This window comes from Arthrobacter sp. BG3 (assembly GCF_056680185.1).
The window spans coordinates 961,268-977,040 of record NZ_CM155270.1; the positions used below are offsets into that span (position 1 = coordinate 961,268).

A 15,773-nucleotide genomic window follows, 5' to 3' on the forward strand; every position below is an offset into this window, starting at 1 on the left:
CTGCACAAACGTGCAACACAGGAGTTTGCGGCGATTTTCCCCTGCTGCGGAGCCGAGCCGGGCGGCCGCGGTTCCCCCGATGGGCCCCGCTAACGGGGAAAATGTGGGGTTTTCCGCGGGGGCCAGGCCTGTTGACGGGTGGGGCCGCAGGCATCCTCCGAGGGCATGTGCCAACCGCGCGACACTGGCGGGCCGGACATGTTGGTCCTGACTGGCGGACGGATATGCACGTTGTCCCGGCGCCGGGGCACCCGAACCCGGTGCGGCTCCCCCGCACGCAGAAGACCCCCGTCCGGAACGGACGGGGGTCTTCTGCGGCTAGGTAAGGGGGCTTTACAGCTTGCCGAATTCTTCCTTGACCGGCTTGTACGTGTTGTCATCCTGGTACTGGTAGATGCCGATGTAGGCCTCGGTCGGGTCCCCGGCGTCGGAGAAGGTTACGGGGCCGGACTGGCCGTCGTAGTCGATGTCCTTGCCGTTGCGGAGCAGGGTGACGCAGGACGGGAAGGAGTTGCACTTCTCGCCGCCTTCGGACACGTCCTTGAGGTGCGCCGCAATATCGACGCCCTTGGCGCTCTTCGCTTCCTCGGCCGCCAGCGCGGTCAGGTTCACGGCGTCGTAGGACTCGCCTGCGTAGCTGTAATCCTTCAGCGCGGGATCAATGGCGAGGAGCTTCTTCTTGAAGTCATCCTTGGCGAAGGTGCCGGGGATGGTGCCCTGGGCGCCCTTCAGGGTGCCTGGCTGGAAGTCCTTGCTGTAATCGGACATGTTGCCGTCCACCATGAAGATCTGGGTGGGCTTGATGCCCTTGCCAGTCATCAGCGGAATGATGCTCTTGGCCTGGTCAAAGGTGATCAGGGCAATGGCATCCGGCTTGGCTGCGAGGACGGTGTCGACCTGGCTGCTGAACTGGGAGTCGCCTTCGTTGAAGAGTTCCTGGGCAACAATCTTGCCCCCGGCCGCCTCAACTGCATCGTGCACGTTCTTTGCCAGGCCGGTTCCGTAGGCGTCGTTCAGGACGATCATGCCGACGGTCTGGGCGCCACAGGAGGCCATGTAGTTGCCGAGGACCTTGCCCTGGAGGACGTCCGAGGGCGCGGTGCGCCAGTAAAGGCCCTTGTCATCCCAGGTGGTGAAGTCAGGGGAGGTGTTGGCCGGAGAGAACTGGACGACGCCGGCACCGGTGATCTGGTTGATCACGGTCTTGGAGACGCCCGAGGACGCGGCGCCGATGATCGCGCCGACGCCCTGGCCGAGGAGGGCGCTGGTGGACTGGGTGGCGATGTCGGTCTTGGTGTCACCGGAGTCGCGGTGGATGACCTCTACGGGCTTGCCGAGCACGCCGCCGGCATCGTTGATTTCCTTGATGCCAAGGTTGACACCTGCGATTTCGGGCGGGCCGAGGAAGGCCAGCGATCCGGTGGTCGGCAGCAGCGAGCCGATCTTCAGCGGGGTGTCAATGGTGGTGGATGATGCCGGCACGGGCCCGGTGGCTGCGGCGGCAGTGGTGGAGCCGGCCGTTGCGCTCGGTGCCGGGCAGGCGATGCCTGCGGCGCTTGCCGAAGCGGATCCGGATCCGGTCGACGTCGGGGTGGGCGAGCCACCACAAGCCGTAGCCAGAAGGGCGACGCCGATGCTGAGCGCGGTCAGCTTAGCGATGCGGGGCGCCACCTGGGGGAGTGAAGTCATTTACAAGCTCCTCGATCTAAAGGTGCGAACGGCCTTTGATGCGAAAGATCAGGTGTTCCTGATTTAACTTCAAGCTAGTGCAATTCCGGCCCGAACCAAAGTGACTACGGTCACATCCTTATAACACTCGTTGCATAGAGGAAATCTGCCCTGATTCGGACGGGCGCCAGGAAGTGTGCCCCAGGTGGGACTCGAACCCACAACACGCGGATTTTAAGTCCGCTGCCTCTGCCAATTGGGCTACTGGGGCGCCCGGTCCATGGTATCCCGTCCGGACCCGGTCTAGGCGATGCCGAACGGTTTGGCGAAGCGGAATGTTCCGCTCACGCCGCCCGGCCAGACGGCCAGCGGAAGCAACTGGAAGTGCGCACCCCAGCCCGGATCGGGGGCGTCCACGCCGAGGGACGTGGACGTCACAAAGCCGAACCGCGAATAGTACTCCGGGTCCCCCAGCAGGGCGATGCCGCGCTCCCCCGCGGCGTTGGCCCGAGCAATCGTTTCCTTCATGAGCGCACCGCCGACGCCGTGGCGCTGCAGGCGGGGCACTACGCCGATCGGGCCGAGGCCCAGGAGTTCCAGGTCCCCCACCCAGCCGCGGGTGCTGATTACGTGCCCGACGAGCTCCCCGTCGAGCTCCGCAACGACGCTGAACTCCGGCAGGTATTCCTCACAGTCGAAGAGTGCGGCCAGGAGCCGCACCTCTTCGGGTTCGCCTTCGACCGGCAGCCCGGTGACCGGTGAGACGGCGAAAGCAGCGGCGGTGAGGGCGAGAAGGGCGGGCCGGTCGCCGGGCTGTTCGCTGCGCAGCACCAGCTCCGGGGCGGGTTTGTGCTCCCCGTTGGCTGCGGCCAGCTCGTGCAGCACTTCGAGCGCCCGGTCAGCGTCAGCGATCGGAACCAGGAGATGGTCATGGTGGAAACCGGCGAGGACATTGCAGCTGATTTTGGCCTCGGTCAGGGCGGCGCTGACGGCTGCTGTCAGGCCGATGGCTTCCAGCGGGGAATGCACCTGGAGGGTGATCCAGGCGCCGACGAAGTCGTAGCTCAGCCCGAGGCTGTCGGCTTCGGCCCGGGGCAGCACAACGGTCAGCCCTTCGGCTTCGCGGACGGCGGCCGAGATCGCCCTGGGGAGGGGGCGGCCATCCGGCCAGAGGACGTAGACGAACTCGCCTTCGCGGATTTCCGGGTGCATGGTGGCCAGCAGTGTGTGAAGGTCATTTTCAGCTGTCATCGTGCCAGTCTAGGGGCCTGCCCGGGCCCGCCCGGACAGGCCGGGCGAGCCCGAATGCCGCTTTACGGCGACGGCGGCCGCTCCCCCGGAAGGGAACGGCCGCCGTCGGATGCTGCTGGAGGCTACTTGGAGTCAGCCGGGACTGCTTCCTTGTTTGCTGCCTTGCCGGCCTCTGCAGACGGCTTCGCGTCGGCAGGAGCCGCGGGGGCTGCAGCCGGCTTGGGGGCCGGCGTCGCAGCGGCGACGAAGGCGCCGCGCGGGTTGTCCAGGTCGATCAGCTGGGTGGTGTCGCGGCCCATGAAGAAGGCCAGGATCCAGCCGAAGATGACCCGGATCTTGCGTTCCACGGTCGGCATGGCCAGGCCGTGGTAGCCGCGGTGTGCCAGCCAGGCCAGCGGGCCCTTGAGCCCGATGCGGCCCAGAAGGTTGATGTTGGCAACACCCTTCCATTCGCCGAAGCCGGCGACGGCACCGAGGTTCTTGTGCTTGTAATCCTTGAGCGGCTTGTCCCAGCGGGAGGCCCACAGGTTCTTGGCGAGGAGCTTGGCCTGGCGCAGCGCGTGCTGGGCGTTCGGGACGCAGGTGCCGTCCGGCAGGCCGTTGCCCGTGAGGTCCGGCACTGCCGCGACGTCGCCGGCAGCCCAGGCGTTCTCGATGATGCCTTCGTCACCGGCGATGCGCAGGTCCGCGAGGACCCGGACGCGGCCGCGCGGTTCGAGCGGGAAGTCGGTGGAGCGGACCATCGGGTTGGCCTGCACGCCGGCGGTCCAGACCAGGGTGTCGGCCTGAAATTCCTGGGCCGCGGACTTGTCCGGGAGGTTGATGAGCTTCAGGGAGCCCTCGGCGTTGTCCAGCGAGGTGTTGAGCAGGACCTCGATGCCGCGGCTGCGCAGGTGCTCGACGACCCATTCGGCCTGGCTGGCGGTGACCTCGGGCATGATGCGTCCCATTGCTTCAACCAGGACGAAGCGGACTTCCTCCTGCTTGACGCGGGGGTTGTTCTTGACCGCGGCGCGGGCGAGGTCTTCCATTTCGGTGATGCACTCGATGCCGGCGAAGCCGCCGCCGACCACGACGAACGTCAGGGCGCGGGCGCGCTCGGCCGGGTCCGTCATAAGCGAGCCGGCTTCGATCCGGTCGAGGACCTTGTTGCGCAGGGCAACGGCTTCCTCGATGGTCTTAAGGCCGATGCCCTTGTCCGCGAGTCCCTTGATCGGGAAGGTCCGGGTGATGGCGCCCGCGGCAACCACGACGTCGAAGTAAGGAACCTCGAAGTTCTCGCCGCCGTCAGCCGGGGCAACCACGGCAGTGCGGTTTACGTGGTCGATCGAGAGGACGCGGCCCTGGATGAGTTCGGTCTGCTTGAGGTGCTGGCGGTGCGAGACAACGGCGTGGCGTGCCTCGATGTTGCCGCCGGCAACTTCGGGGAGGAAGGGCTGGTAGGTCATGTAGGGCAGGGGATCTACGACAGTGACGATGCCACCGGCATTCGCGATCTTCTTCTGCAGTTTGAGGGCTACGTACAGGCCGACGTACCCGCCGCCGACGACGAGTACCCTGGGACGGTCCTGGAGCTGAGGGGAGGATGCCATTCCCCAAGAATACCGTAGTTTGTGAAAAACTTCACTAACTACGGTTTCCCGCGGGAATCCACCGAATCACGCACTCCGGTGTCCGGGTCCCCGGGGCCGTCGGGGCCTTCCGCAGGGGGCATGCGCGCCGCCCGGCGGAGCTGGAAGACGGCGGCGGCCACGATGCACAGGAACAGTCCGCCGAATCCGAGCACCACCATGGCCGGCACGGCGCTGTCGAGTTCGGACGGGGGCTCCGCGACCGGGACGGTGGCCTCGGGGAGGGTGGGGGCCGCGCTGGACGGGGCCGCCGCGGCGGCGGCCGGCGTCGTGGCCAGATTGCCCCGCCGGTGGACGCGGATCCAGTCGGAGATCGAACCCAGCGGATTGGTCCGGCTGTCGGCGACGTCGGCCTTGAGTGCGGCCTCGGCGTCGAGGATGCCGAATCCGTAGAGCGGGTCCTTCCCCGGGGCGCCGGCGTCCTTCGCGGTGCTGACGATTCTGTTGATGACCTGGCTGGCCGACATGTCCGGCCATTTGGAGCGGATCAGGGCCGCAACGCCGGCCACGATCGGGGTGGCGCCGGACGTGCCGGCCCATTCCGCGTAGCCGCCGCCGGGCAGGCCGCCGATCAGGTTTTCCGCCGGGGCCGCGACGCCGATGCTGATGCCCTGGGATGAAGAATCAATGCTGGCGGTCCCCTTGCGGTCCAGGCCGGCGACGGTCAGCACGCCGGGGATGGTGGCCGGGGCCCCGACCTGGATGTTGCCCCCGCCCCGGTTGCCGGCGGCGGCGACGATCACCACGTCCTTCTGCTCGGCGTAGAGGAAGGCCGCATCCCAGCTTTGCGGCCATTCCGGTGAGGTGCTGCCCAGCGAGATGTTGATGACGCGGGCTCCGTTGTCGACGGCCCAGCGGACGGCCTGGGGGATCTGGTCCTGGTCGCTCTTGCCGCCGGGGTTGGCTGATCCGAGCCAGGTGGAGACGGACAGCAGCTGCGCTTCCGGTGCCACCCCGACGATCCCGTCCGGGCTGACGGACGGGCCCGGGCTGGGACTGGGCTTCGCGGTCGAATCGGGGGGCTGGTGGCCGCGGCCTGCCAGCATGGTGGCTACGAGGGTGCCGTGTTCGGGCTTCGCGCCGATGCTTTTCTGGCCGTCCGGAGTTCCGGCGCCGGAGATGTCGACGCCGCCGGCCAGCACTCCGGCGAGGTCGGGGTGCTTGCCGTCCACGCCGCTGTCGATCACGGCGACCTTGACGTTGGCGCCCTTGGAGACTTCCCAGGCTTTGGTGATGCCGGATTCGGCCAGCCAGTATTCCTTGTCGCGCCAGGCGTCGGCGTGTGCGGCCGGGGCTGCGGTCAAGGCCGTTGTCAGGGTGCCGCCCGCAAGCGCCAAGGCCATTAACGCCGAGGCGGTCCGGCGGCGCCGGGCTGTTGCTCTGGTCATTTCAGGTCCTATCGGCGGGACAGCAGTGGTGCTGCGGATACGGTGGCGCTGCGGACTGCCGGAGGGATCCGGGCGGGGATGTCGGAAGGGGCGCCTGGGCGGCGCGTCCGGCGGACACACAGTCCAGCCAGTCTGTTGCCTAGCTGATGCTCAAGGCAATTCCGTCAAGAATATCGTGTTCGCTGGTGACGGCCGTCGTGACCCTGTGGCCGGTGGCCCCGGCCAGCCGTTCCAGGATGCGCCGCCACACGAGGGCGCCTGCCCCGATCACGTCCACCCGGCCCGGGTGCATGTAGGGCAGCGCAGCCCGTTCCGCATGTGACATCGCCAGCAGTTCGCTGCAGGCCCGGCGCACGACGTCGAGCGGGAGTTCGGTCCCGTGGATCGCCGCCGGGGAGTACTCCGGCAGGCGGAGCGCGTGGGCCGTGATGGTGGTGATGGAACCTGCCACCCCGACGACGGCGGCGCTGCGGTCCAGCGGGACGGTCCGGGCCGCCTCATCGATGGCCGCGTCGACGTCCGCCTCCGCGGCGGCAATCTGTTCCGCCGTGGGCGGGTCGCTGCGCAGGTGGCGCTCGGTCATCCGGACACAGCCGATGTCGACGCTCCTGGCTGCGATGACGCCGCCGGCATTGCCCAGCACGAACTCGGTGCTGCCGCCGCCGAGGTCGACCACGAGGACCGGGTCCTCGCCCCGGGAGGGCAGCACGCTGCTGGCGCCGGCGAAGGACAGTGCGGCTTCCTCGTCCCCGGTGATGACCTCGGGTTCGACGCCGAGGATCTCGCGGATGCCATCGACGAAGACCTGCCGGTTGCCGGCGTCACGGGTGGCGGAGGTCGCGACGAAGCGGAGCTTGGTCGCCCCGTGCCGGCGGATCTGCCCGGCGTAGTCCGCGGCGGCTGCGAAGGTCCGGTCCAGCGCCTCCTGGGCGAGTTCTCCGGTGGCGTCCACGCCCTGGCCGAGCCGGACGACGCGCATTTCGCGCACGAGATCGGCCAGCCGGGGAGCCGCGCCGTCGGTGTCCGCGTCGGCGATGAGCAGGCGGATCGAGTTGGTGCCGCAGTCGACGGCGGCCACGCGGGTCACTGGGCGGCCCCGTCTGCCGGGGCGGTTCCGGCGTTGGGGGTATCGCCGGGATCTGCGGCGCGCGCCTTCCGGACCGGGGCCGGACGGCCCACGATCCCCGGGAGTCCCTGCGGGCCGTGCCGGCTGAGGTCCTGCGAGGGGGCTTCACCGCCGGTGTCCCAGGCGCCGTCGCAGTAGCAGCGGTCCTTGGTCCACCATTCGCCGATGGCCGCGATGGCCTCGTCTCCAAGCGGGTTCACGCCCGGTCCGGCGGCCAGCGAATGGCCCACCAGGACGTGCAGGCATTTGACGCGGGTAGGCATGCCGCCGGCGGAGATGCCGTCGATCTCGGGGACTGCGCCGATCCCGGACCTGGCCCCGATCTCGGCGCGGGAGGCCAGGTACGCTTCGTGGGCGGCGCGGTAGTCCGCCGCCAGTGCCGGGTCTCCCCCGAGCCGGTCGTTCATCTCATTCATCAGGCCCGCCGCCTCGAGGCGCGACACCGCCGAGGTGATGACCGGGTGCGTCAGGTAGAAGGTTGTGGGGAAGGGTGTGCCGTTGCTCAGCCGCGGGGAAGTGGCCGCCACCAGCGGGTTGCCGCAAACGCAGCGGGCCGGAATCTCCACGACGTCACGCACCGGGCGGCCCAGTTGCCGGCTCAGGACATCGAGGTCGCGGGGCGAGGGCCGGCGGGATTCCGGCGTGGAGCCGGCGGTCTCCGGCGTTGCCGGGTGCACTGCCAACAGGTTCTCGTCCACTGGGTTCTCGTCCACGGGCGCGGCACCTTCCTGCCCTGTCTGGCTTGTCCGGTGGACAATCCTGCGGCGGGCGCCGCGTCTTAGTCTGTCGCCGAGCGCCGGACGGAGTCCCAGAGGGAGTCCACCCAGGGCAGCTCGGCCGGGTTCTGTACTGATCCTGCACCGGCCGCGCCACTGGAGGCTCCGGCCGGCAGATCGCTGCCGAAGACCCAGTAGCCCGTCTCTCCGGGCATAACCATGTTAATGCGGTCGCGGGCCTGCTGTTTCACGTAGTTCGGATCCTGCCACCGGGAGACCTGGAGCCGAAGGTCACTCTGCTGGGACTGTTTGGCCGAGATGTCCGCCTGAAGGGCGGCGATTTCGGCCCGCTTTTCGAAAAAGATCTTGACCGTGGGCGCCAGCATGATGGTGATGGCAATCATGACGACGAACAGCGCCAGCATCCGGCCGGAGAAAGCCTTGGCGGGGACCGGGCCGAGGTGCTCCCCCGCGTGCGCGGAGCCGTCCTTGGACCGTTTGGCAGTGCCGGGCTTGGCGGCGCCTGACTTCGCAGCGCCGGGCTTGGCAGCGCCGGGCTTGGCAGCGCCGGACGCCCCTGGACCTGACTTCGTCTCTGGCTTCGGGGTGGCGGGTGCCGTGCCGGACCTGGCGGTGCCCGGCGTCGCCGTGCCCGATTTCCTTGGGCCTGCCGTCGCCGCGTTCTGCCGGCCGGCGGCCGGCGGAGCGGCGGCCTGCCGCGGGGATCCGCTCGTGTGTGCGCCGGCCGTGCGGGCGTTGCCGGACGCGTGGGGGTGGGCCTCGCGGGAAACGCCGAAATCAGCCTGGATGACGTCGCCGCCGTCGTTTGTGTCCGGAGCCTTCGGGGCCCCAGCCGTGGCCCGGGGAACCTTGGGTCGACGGGTAGCCATGTCACTCCTGTAATGCCGGGTTCTCACCCGGCCGGCTTGCTGTGTGCAGTGCTGATCCCCGTGGCCTGTGCCGGCACGGACCTGAGCCGGCCGGAACCGGCTGTGCGGCACCACAAGAGCGCCAAAAAAGGAACCGGTGGCCATGGTCTTTCAACCATAGCCACCGGTTCGCAGTTCCTGCGGTTACTAGGCCTTGAAACGCGGGAAAGCGCTCCGGCCGGCGTAGCGTGCGGCGTCGTCGAGTTCTTCTTCGATGCGCAGCAGCTGGTTGTACTTGGCGACGCGCTCGGAGCGGGCCGGGGCACCGGTCTTGATCTGGCCCGCGTTGGTGGCAACGGCGATGTCAGCGATCGTGGTGTCCTCGGTTTCGCCGGAGCGGTGCGAGGTGATGGTGGTGTAACCCGCGCGCTGGGCGAGGGAGACGGCATCCAGGGTCTCGGTCAGGGAACCGATCTGGTTGACCTTCACGAGCAGCGAGTTGGCCGTCTTCGAATCGATGCCGGTCTGCAGGCGCTCCGGGTTGGTGACGAAGAGGTCGTCACCGACGATCTGGACCTTGTCGCCGATGGCGTCGGTGAGGGTCTTCCAGCCCTCCCAGTCGTTTTCGTCCAGCGGGTCCTCGATGGACACCAGCGGGTAGTCGGCGACGAGCTCGGCGTAGTAGGCGCTCATCTCGGAGGAGCTGAGGGCCTTGCCTTCGAACTGGTAGGCGCCGTCCTTGAAGAACTCGGAGGAGGCCACGTCGAGGGCGAGGGCGATGTCCTTGCCCGGAGTGTAGCCGGCGTTGCGGATGGCTTCCTGGATGAGGTCCAGGGCCGCACGGTTGGACGGCAGGTTCGGTGCGAAGCCGCCCTCGTCGCCGAGGCCGGTGGACAGGCCCTTGGCCTGCAGGACAGCCTTGAGCGCGTGGTAGACCTCAACGCCCCAGCGCAATCCTTCGGAGAAGGTCTCGGCGCCGAGCGGGACAACCATGAATTCCTGGATGTCGACGTCGGAGTCGGCGTGCGAGCCGCCGTTGAGGATGTTCATCAGCGGCACGGGCAGGACGTGGGCGTTGGGGCCGCCGAGGTACTTATAGAGCGGCAGGTCGGCGGAGGCCGCGGCGGCGTTTGCGACGGCCAGGGACACGCCGAGAATGGCGTTGGCGCCGAGCTTGCTCTTGTTGGCGGTGCCGTCCAGGTCGATCATCGCCTGGTCGATGCTGCGCTGGTCGGTCGCGTCGAAGCCGATCAGGGCCGGGGCGATCTGGTCGATGACGGCGTCGACGGCCTTCTGGACGCCCTTGCCGAGGTAACGGCCCTTGTCGCCGTCGCGGAGCTCAACGGCCTCGTGCTCGCCGGTGGAGGCGCCGGAGGGAACTGCTGCGCGGCCGATCTGGCCGTCCGAGAGCAGGACTTCAACTTCTACGGTGGGGTTGCCACGGGAATCGAGGATCTCGCGGGCGTGGATGGCATCGATAAGCGCCATGGGTAGGCTCCTTTGGGTGAAGCGATCTGCTGGGAATCTGATGGGAAATCAAGCTGGGATCATGCTGAAAAACCGACGTCCTCGTCGCTACCCAGCCTAGTCGAGAGTGGGATAGGTTACGGAAACCTATCCAGTCCCCGGACGTCATTATGGCGGGTCACGGCGTCGGCGGCGGGGAGTGGCTCTGCTGGAAACGGCGGTTGGCGCCGCGCAGGGCGCGTTCGGCGTCGAGCCCCCGCGTGCGGGCGGCGGCGGCGACCGCGAAGAGCAGGTCCCCGAGGTCCTGTTCCGTGGACGGTATCCCGACCGGCTCAACGGGTGCGGGGAGGCCCGCGCGTTCGGCGCGGTCCAGGAGTTTCTGGGCCCGGGCCAGCGCCGGAAGGGCGGCGGGGACACCGCCGAGGGGCCCCCGGCTCAGGGAGGGGTCAGTGCCGGAGTGCGGGTGCCCGGAGTGCAGCACCTGCTCCGAACGCTTGACCGCATCCCATTTCCGCACGATTTCCTCCACCGTGGCCGGGAAGGTCTCCTGCAGCGAGCCGTCCGGCCGGAAGACATGCGGGTTGCGCCGGATCATTTTGGCGGTGAGGCCGCGCGCGACGTCGTCGAGGTCGAAGGCGGAGCGTTCCTGGGCGAGCCGGGCGTGGAGGACCACCTGGAGCAGGACGTCGCCCAGTTCGGCCTTCAGCTCGGCGTCGCCGGCGGCCGTCTCGATGGTTTCCGCCACCTCGTAGGCCTCCTCGAGGAGGTACTCCACGAGGGATTCGTGGGTGAGGGCACCCATCCAGGGGCAGTGGACGCGCAGCTGGGCTATAACCCCCACCAGCGCGCCCACTGGGTTGTCCTCGTTAGCCAAGGTCGGCGTAGGCCTCGTTGATGTATTCGACGAGGGCTTCCTTCTCCTCAAGCGGCAGGAAGGCTGCCTCGGCTGCGTTCAGCGTCAGCTCCAGCAGGTCGTCGAGGTCGTAGTCGAACGTCTCGACCAGCAGTTCGAACTCGTCCGTGAGGGTCACGCCGCTCATGAGCCGGTTGTCCGTGTTGATGGTGACGTTGAAGCCGAGCTGGTAGAGCATGTCCAGCGGGTGGCTTTCGATTCCCTCGCCGAAGCCGGCGACGGCGCCCGTCTGCAGATTGGATGACGGGCAGATTTCCAGCGCGATGCCGCGGTCGCGGACCCAGCTGGCCAGCTCACCGAGGGTGACCATGCCGATGTTGTCGTCGGCCTCATCGCTCTCGGCGTCGGCATCTTCGTCTTCGAATTCAACGGTGATGTCCTCGGCGATCCGGACGCCGTGCCCCAGGCGCAGGGCGCGTCCGTCGACCAGGGCAGACTGGATGCTTTCGAGCCCGGCGGCTTCCCCGGCGTGGACCGTGGCCGGGAAATTGTGCTGGGCCAGGTAGGTGAAGGCGTCCTTGAAACGGGACGGCAGGAAGCCGTCCTCGGCACCGGCGATGTCGAAGCCGACGGCGCCGTTGTTGCGGTGGCGGACGGCCAGCTCGGCGATTTCCTGGCCGCGGTCGGCGTGGCGCATCGCAGTGATCAGCTGGCCGACCTGGATGTCGCGGCCGGTCTCGGCGACGGCGTCGACGCCGGCGTCGAGGCCAGCCTGCACGGCCTCGACGGTGTCGTCCAGGCTCAGGCCCTGCTGGAGGTGCTGTTCCGGGGCCCAGCGTACTTCGCCGTAGACCACGCCGTCGTCGGCGAGGTCTTCGACGAATTCCTTGGCGACGCGGAAGAGGCCTTCCTTCGTCTGCATCACGGCGATGGTGTGGTCGAAGGTCTCAAGGTAGCGGACCAGCGAGCCGGAGTCGGCGGATTCGCGGAACCACTCCCCCAGGGCGACGGGGTCGGTGGAGGGCAGGGTGTGTCCCGCAGCCTCGGCAAGTTCAATGATGGTGGCCGGACGGAGTCCGCCGTCCAGGTGGTCGTGAAGGGAAACCTTGGGGAGGCCCTTCAGGTCGAAGTCGAGGTCAGGGGCAGCGTCAAGAATTATCTCAGTCACGCTCCAACCTTAGGGTCGGGGGCCCGGCAATGCCAGCCGGTCAGGCCGCGGACGCGGCGGATCCCCAGCCGGTAGTGCGGGCTGCGCGCCTGCGGTCGGGGATTCAGGCCTCGGCGTCGGCCGGCGCCGCCAACTGTGCGGGGAAGGACATGGTTCCGCCGGCCTGGCGGGGCGCGGCGCCGGCCTCGCTGGGCGCGGCTGTGGTGGCCGCCTTCGTGGCCGGCACGGCCGTGGTGGGCCCGGCTGGCTCGGCGTCTGTGGTCTCGGGCGCCGTCTGCGGGTCCTTGGCGGGTGTGGCCTTGGTGGGTGACGGCTGGGCGGGCGCGGCCTTGGCCGGCGCCGGTGTCGTCGACGAGGCGGTGTGGGTGTGTGCGGCCTTGGCTTCGGCAGCCATGGCGGCGGCCCGGCCGGCCGCAGCGGCGGCACCCCGGGTGTCGCGCCAGCGGTGCAGCCAGGTCAGCGCGTGGTCGATCACGATGCCAAGGACGACGGCAAAGGCGACGGCGATGCCGACCCCGAGCAGCGGGTGCTCGTGGACCCAGTTCCCGGCGATGATGCCGACGCCGGCCGAGTAGGCGACCCACGTGACGGAGGCGATGATGTCGAGGAGAACGAAGCGGCGGCGCGGGTAGGCGGTGGTGCCGGCGATCCAGTTCACGGCCACGCGTCCGACCGGGATATAGCGGGCGGTGAAAATCAGCATTGCGCCGCGCTTGTCGAGCTCATAGCGTGCCCAGTTCAGGGCGCGCTGGACCTTGGGTTTGCGCATCCAGCGGAAGCGCTCGACGCCGACATGGCGGCCCAGCAGGTAGGCCATGTTGTCGCCCGCGACTGCGCCGAGGGCGGCCGCGGCCATCACGAACCACATGTTCGGCTGGCCGGAGGTGACGGAGAGGGCGCCCAGGGCGACGATGAGGGTCTCGCTGGGCAGAATCGGCACAAAACCGTCGATGAAGCAGAAGACGGTGAGGATCGGATAAATCCACCATTGTCCCGCGGCATGGAGGATAGCCTCATTGATGAATTCCACGCGGGACATGCTCCTAGGAAAGTTTCGAAAAGCGCTCTTCAGTGTCCCATGACCGGAAGGGATGCGCTACGTTCGCTTCAGATAAATCTTACGTTTGTCGTGGCCTCGTTGGTCTAGGGCTCCGCCGGCGGGGCGGGCTGTTCGGCCGCTTCCGGCAGCGGCCGGCGCAGCTTGCCGATGACGCGGTCCACGAGGATGCCCAGGCCGATCGCGCAGATGACGGCGACGATGACGCCGAGCAGATGGTTCTCTTCGAACCATTGGCCGAAGAAGAGGCCGATCGCGACGGAATAGCCTGCCCACAGCACAGCGGAAAGCACGGTCAGCCCGACGAAGCGTGACCGCTGGAAATTTGTGGCGCCGGCCGTGAGGTTGACCGCCACCCGGCCGATCGGGACGAAGCGTGCCACGAGGATCAGGGAGGCCGGGCGTTTGCGCAGCTCGGTTCCGGCCCAGCGGAAGGCCCGCTGCATGCGGGGGCCGCGCATCCAGGCCCAGCGCTGCGTGCCGGCACCCCGGCCGAGGAGGTAGGCGATGTTGTCGCCAAGGAAGGCGCCCGCCGCGGCCGTGGCGGCCAGCAGTGCCGGGTTGGGGATGTCGGCGGCGGCCGCTACTGCGGCGAGTCCGACCACCACCGATTCGCTCGGAATGGGCGGGAAGAAGCCGTCAATCACGCAGCACACGAACACGAGGAGGAGCACCCAGGGTTGCCCTGCGGCGGCCAGGATGAAGTCGTTGATTGCCTGCACGGTTTCCTAACAAACAACGGGTGGACGGCTGTCGTGCCAGTGTACTGCGGGGCCCTCGCCGCAGCTTGCCCTATCACTTGTGGCGGTCAAACCGGGCGGTTGGGGACCAAAAGTGATAGGGCAACGGGGGGAATCAGGCGATCCGGTCGATGATGAGCTGCTGCGCGGGGCGGGAGCCTTCCGGGGCAATCACCGCGGCGTGTTCCAGCACTGCCTTGGCCCGTTCGAACCTCTCCGGGGTATCTGTCAGGAGGGTCATGAGCGGCTCGCCGGCCCGGACCAGGGCGCCCGGCTTGGCGTGCATCCGCACCCCGGCGCCGGCCTGGACCTGGTCTTCCTTGCGGGCGCGCCCGGCGCCGAGCCGCCAGGCGGCGACGCCGACAGCCATCGCGTCGAGTTCCACCAGCACGCCGTCGGCCGGCGCGTAGATGACCTCAGATTCCCTGGCGACGGGAAGCTTGGCGCGCGGGTCCCCGCCCTGCGCCTCGATCATGCGGTTCCAGACGTCCATGGCGCGGCCGTCCCGGAGCGCGGCCCGGGGATCGGCGTCATGGACGCCGGCGCAGGCCAGCATCTCCTCGGCGAGCCGGACGGTGAGTTCGACGACGTCTTCCGGACCCCCGCCGGCCAGCACCTCCACCGATTCCTCGACCTCGATCGCGTTGCCCGCGGTGAGTCCCAGCGGCGTGTTCATGTTGGTCAGCAGGGCCACGGTGTTGACCCCGGCGTCCTTGCCCAGGGCCACCATGGTCTCGGCGAGTTCGCGGGCGCGTGCCTCGTCCTTCATAAAGGCGCCGCTGCCGACCTTGACGTCCAGCACCAGCGAACCGGTGCCTTCGGCGATCTTCTTGCTCATGATCGAGGACGCGATCAGCGGGATGGCCTCGACCGTCCCCGTGACGTCCCGGAGGGCGTAGAGCTTCTTGTCGGCCGGGGCGAGTCCGGCGCCGGCGGCGCAGATGACCGCGCCGACGTCCTGGAGCTGGGCCAGCATTTCCTCGTTGCTCAGCGCCGCGCGCCAGCCCGGGATCGCTTCGAGCTTGTCCAGGGTGCCGCCGGTGTGGCCGAGGCCGCGGCCGGAGAGCTGTGGAACGGCCACGCCGAAGACCGCCACCAGCGGTGCCAGCGGCAGCGTGATTTTGTCGCCGACGCCGCCGGTGGAGTGCTTGTCGGAGGTGGGCTTCACACTGCCGTCGGGCCGGCGCAGGCTGGAGAAGTCCATCCGTTCACCGGAGGCGATCATGGCCGCCGTCCAGCGCGAGATCTCGGCCCGGTCCATGCCGTTGAGCAGGATCGCCATGTTCAGGGCGGCCATCTGCTCGTCGGCGATCGCGCCGCGGGTGTACGCGTCGATCGTCCAGTCGATCTGGGCGGGGCTGAGCACGCCTTTGTCCCGCTTGATGCGGATGATGTCGACGGCGTCGAACGCTTCGGTCTTGTGCGGGGTTGGTGTCACCGGGGTTCCTCCAGGTGTTGGGGGCCAAAGGCATCGGGAAGGACCTGGTCCATGGTCTTGATTCCCTGGGTGGTCATGAGCTCCATGTCGGGAGCCCGGAATTCGTAGAGCAGCTGCCGGCAGCGCCCGCACGGCATGAGGACGTTGCCGCCGGCATCGACGCAGTAGAAGGCGCGGAGCAGGCCGCCTCCGGTCATGTGCAGGTTGCCGACCAGCGCGCACTCGGCGCACAGGGTCAACCCGTAGCTGGCGTTTTCGACATTGCAGCCGCTCACGATCCGGCCGTCCGCGGTGAGGGCAGCTGCCCCCACCGCGAACTTCGAATACGGCGCATAGGCATTCTTCATGGCGGCGGCCGCGGCGGCCTCGAGGGCGGCCCAGTCGACGGTGGTGCGTGCCAT

Annotated in this window: 14 protein-coding genes and 1 tRNA gene; all 15 read right to left on the reverse strand. The window is 68.5% G+C overall.

All coding sequences use genetic code 11. From position 1 onward, the window contains the following. Positions 1-333: 333 nt before the first annotated feature. Complete coding sequence (locus tag AC1MFL_RS04255) at positions 334-1,689, reverse strand: ABC transporter substrate-binding protein (protein ID WP_479813615.1); 1,356 nt, start codon at positions 1,687-1,689, stop codon at positions 334-336. Positions 1,690-1,865: 176 nt separating this feature from the next. Continuing rightward, positions 1,866-1,939 (reverse strand) — tRNA-Leu (locus AC1MFL_RS04260). Between the two features lie 32 nt (positions 1,940-1,971). Then, the gene (locus tag AC1MFL_RS04265) at positions 1,972-2,919 is read right to left on the reverse strand and encodes an N-acetyltransferase (RefSeq protein ID WP_479813616.1); all 948 of its coding nucleotides are present in this window, start codon (positions 2,917-2,919) and stop codon (positions 1,972-1,974) included. Positions 2,920-3,041: 122 nt separating this feature from the next. Beyond that, a complete protein-coding gene (locus AC1MFL_RS04270) occupies positions 3,042-4,511 on the reverse strand; it encodes an NAD(P)/FAD-dependent oxidoreductase (protein ID WP_479813617.1) in 1,470 nt (489 codons plus the stop codon). Between the two features lie 38 nt (positions 4,512-4,549). Further along, a complete protein-coding gene (locus AC1MFL_RS04275; protein ID WP_479813618.1) occupies positions 4,550-5,938 on the reverse strand; it encodes a S8 family serine peptidase in 1,389 nt (462 codons plus the stop codon). 139 nt (positions 5,939-6,077) lie between these two features. Continuing rightward, entirely contained in the window at positions 6,078-7,025 is a 948-nt protein-coding gene (locus AC1MFL_RS04280) for a Ppx/GppA phosphatase family protein (RefSeq protein ID WP_479813619.1), read from the reverse strand. Continuing rightward, positions 7,022-7,741 carry a DUF501 domain-containing protein gene (locus tag AC1MFL_RS04285; RefSeq protein WP_479815307.1) on the reverse strand — a complete coding sequence of 240 codons (720 nt, stop codon included), beginning with the start codon at positions 7,739-7,741 and terminating at the stop codon, positions 7,022-7,024. Before AC1MFL_RS04285 ends, AC1MFL_RS04280 begins: the two co-directional genes overlap by 4 nt. 101 nt (positions 7,742-7,842) lie before the next feature. Beyond that, positions 7,843-8,670: an FtsB family cell division protein gene (locus AC1MFL_RS04290; protein WP_479813620.1), complete on the reverse strand. Its 828-nt coding sequence runs from the start codon at positions 8,668-8,670 to the stop codon at positions 7,843-7,845. A gap of 186 nt (positions 8,671-8,856) precedes the next feature. Beyond that, positions 8,857-10,137, reverse strand: coding sequence for a phosphopyruvate hydratase (gene eno / locus AC1MFL_RS04295; protein WP_479813621.1), 1,281 nt, complete (start codon positions 10,135-10,137; stop codon positions 8,857-8,859). A 157-nt stretch (positions 10,138-10,294) separates the two neighbouring features. Then, entirely contained in the window at positions 10,295-10,918 is a 624-nt protein-coding gene (locus tag AC1MFL_RS04300) for a MazG nucleotide pyrophosphohydrolase domain-containing protein (protein WP_479815309.1), read from the reverse strand. A gap of 64 nt (positions 10,919-10,982) precedes the next feature. Further along, complete coding sequence (locus tag AC1MFL_RS04305; RefSeq protein ID WP_479813622.1) at positions 10,983-12,137, reverse strand: adenosine deaminase; 1,155 nt, start codon at positions 12,135-12,137, stop codon at positions 10,983-10,985. Between the two features lie 103 nt (positions 12,138-12,240). Further along, positions 12,241-13,167: a DedA family protein gene (locus AC1MFL_RS04310; RefSeq protein ID WP_479813623.1), complete on the reverse strand. Its 927-nt coding sequence runs from the start codon at positions 13,165-13,167 to the stop codon at positions 12,241-12,243. A 113-nt stretch (positions 13,168-13,280) separates the two neighbouring features. After that, positions 13,281-13,916: a DedA family protein gene (locus AC1MFL_RS04315; protein ID WP_479813624.1), complete on the reverse strand. Its 636-nt coding sequence runs from the start codon at positions 13,914-13,916 to the stop codon at positions 13,281-13,283. 133 nt (positions 13,917-14,049) lie between these two features. After that, complete coding sequence (locus tag AC1MFL_RS04320) at positions 14,050-15,372, reverse strand: thymidine phosphorylase (RefSeq protein WP_479813625.1); 1,323 nt, start codon at positions 15,370-15,372, stop codon at positions 14,050-14,052. Continuing rightward, positions 15,369-15,773 carry a cytidine deaminase gene (locus AC1MFL_RS04325; protein WP_479813626.1) on the reverse strand — a complete coding sequence of 135 codons (405 nt, stop codon included), beginning with the start codon at positions 15,771-15,773 and terminating at the stop codon, positions 15,369-15,371. Before AC1MFL_RS04325 ends, AC1MFL_RS04320 begins: the two co-directional genes overlap by 4 nt.

Excerpts from the sequence above, each read along its gene's own strand:
- AC1MFL_RS04275 (WP_479813618.1), bottom strand. The coding sequence starts at position 5,938 with ATGACCAGAGCAACAGCCCGGCGCCGCCGGACCGCCTCGGCGTTAATG.
- AC1MFL_RS04255 (WP_479813615.1), bottom strand. The coding sequence starts at position 1,689 with ATGACTTCACTCCCCCAGGTGGCGCCCCGCATCGCTAAGCTGACCGCG.
- eno (WP_479813621.1), bottom strand. The coding sequence starts at position 10,137 with ATGGCGCTTATCGATGCCATCCACGCCCGCGAGATCCTCGATTCCCGT.
- AC1MFL_RS04325 (WP_479813626.1), bottom strand. The coding sequence starts at position 15,773 with ATGGCACGCACCACCGTCGACTGGGCCGCCCTCGAGGCCGCCGCGGCC.
- AC1MFL_RS04270 (WP_479813617.1), bottom strand. The coding sequence starts at position 4,511 with ATGGCATCCTCCCCTCAGCTCCAGGACCGTCCCAGGGTACTCGTCGTC.
- AC1MFL_RS04300 (WP_479815309.1), bottom strand. The coding sequence starts at position 10,918 with ATGGGTGCCCTCACCCACGAATCCCTCGTGGAGTACCTCCTCGAGGAG.
- AC1MFL_RS04265 (WP_479813616.1), bottom strand. The coding sequence starts at position 2,919 with ATGACAGCTGAAAATGACCTTCACACACTGCTGGCCACCATGCACCCG.
- AC1MFL_RS04290 (WP_479813620.1), bottom strand. The coding sequence starts at position 8,670 with ATGGCTACCCGTCGACCCAAGGTTCCCCGGGCCACGGCTGGGGCCCCG.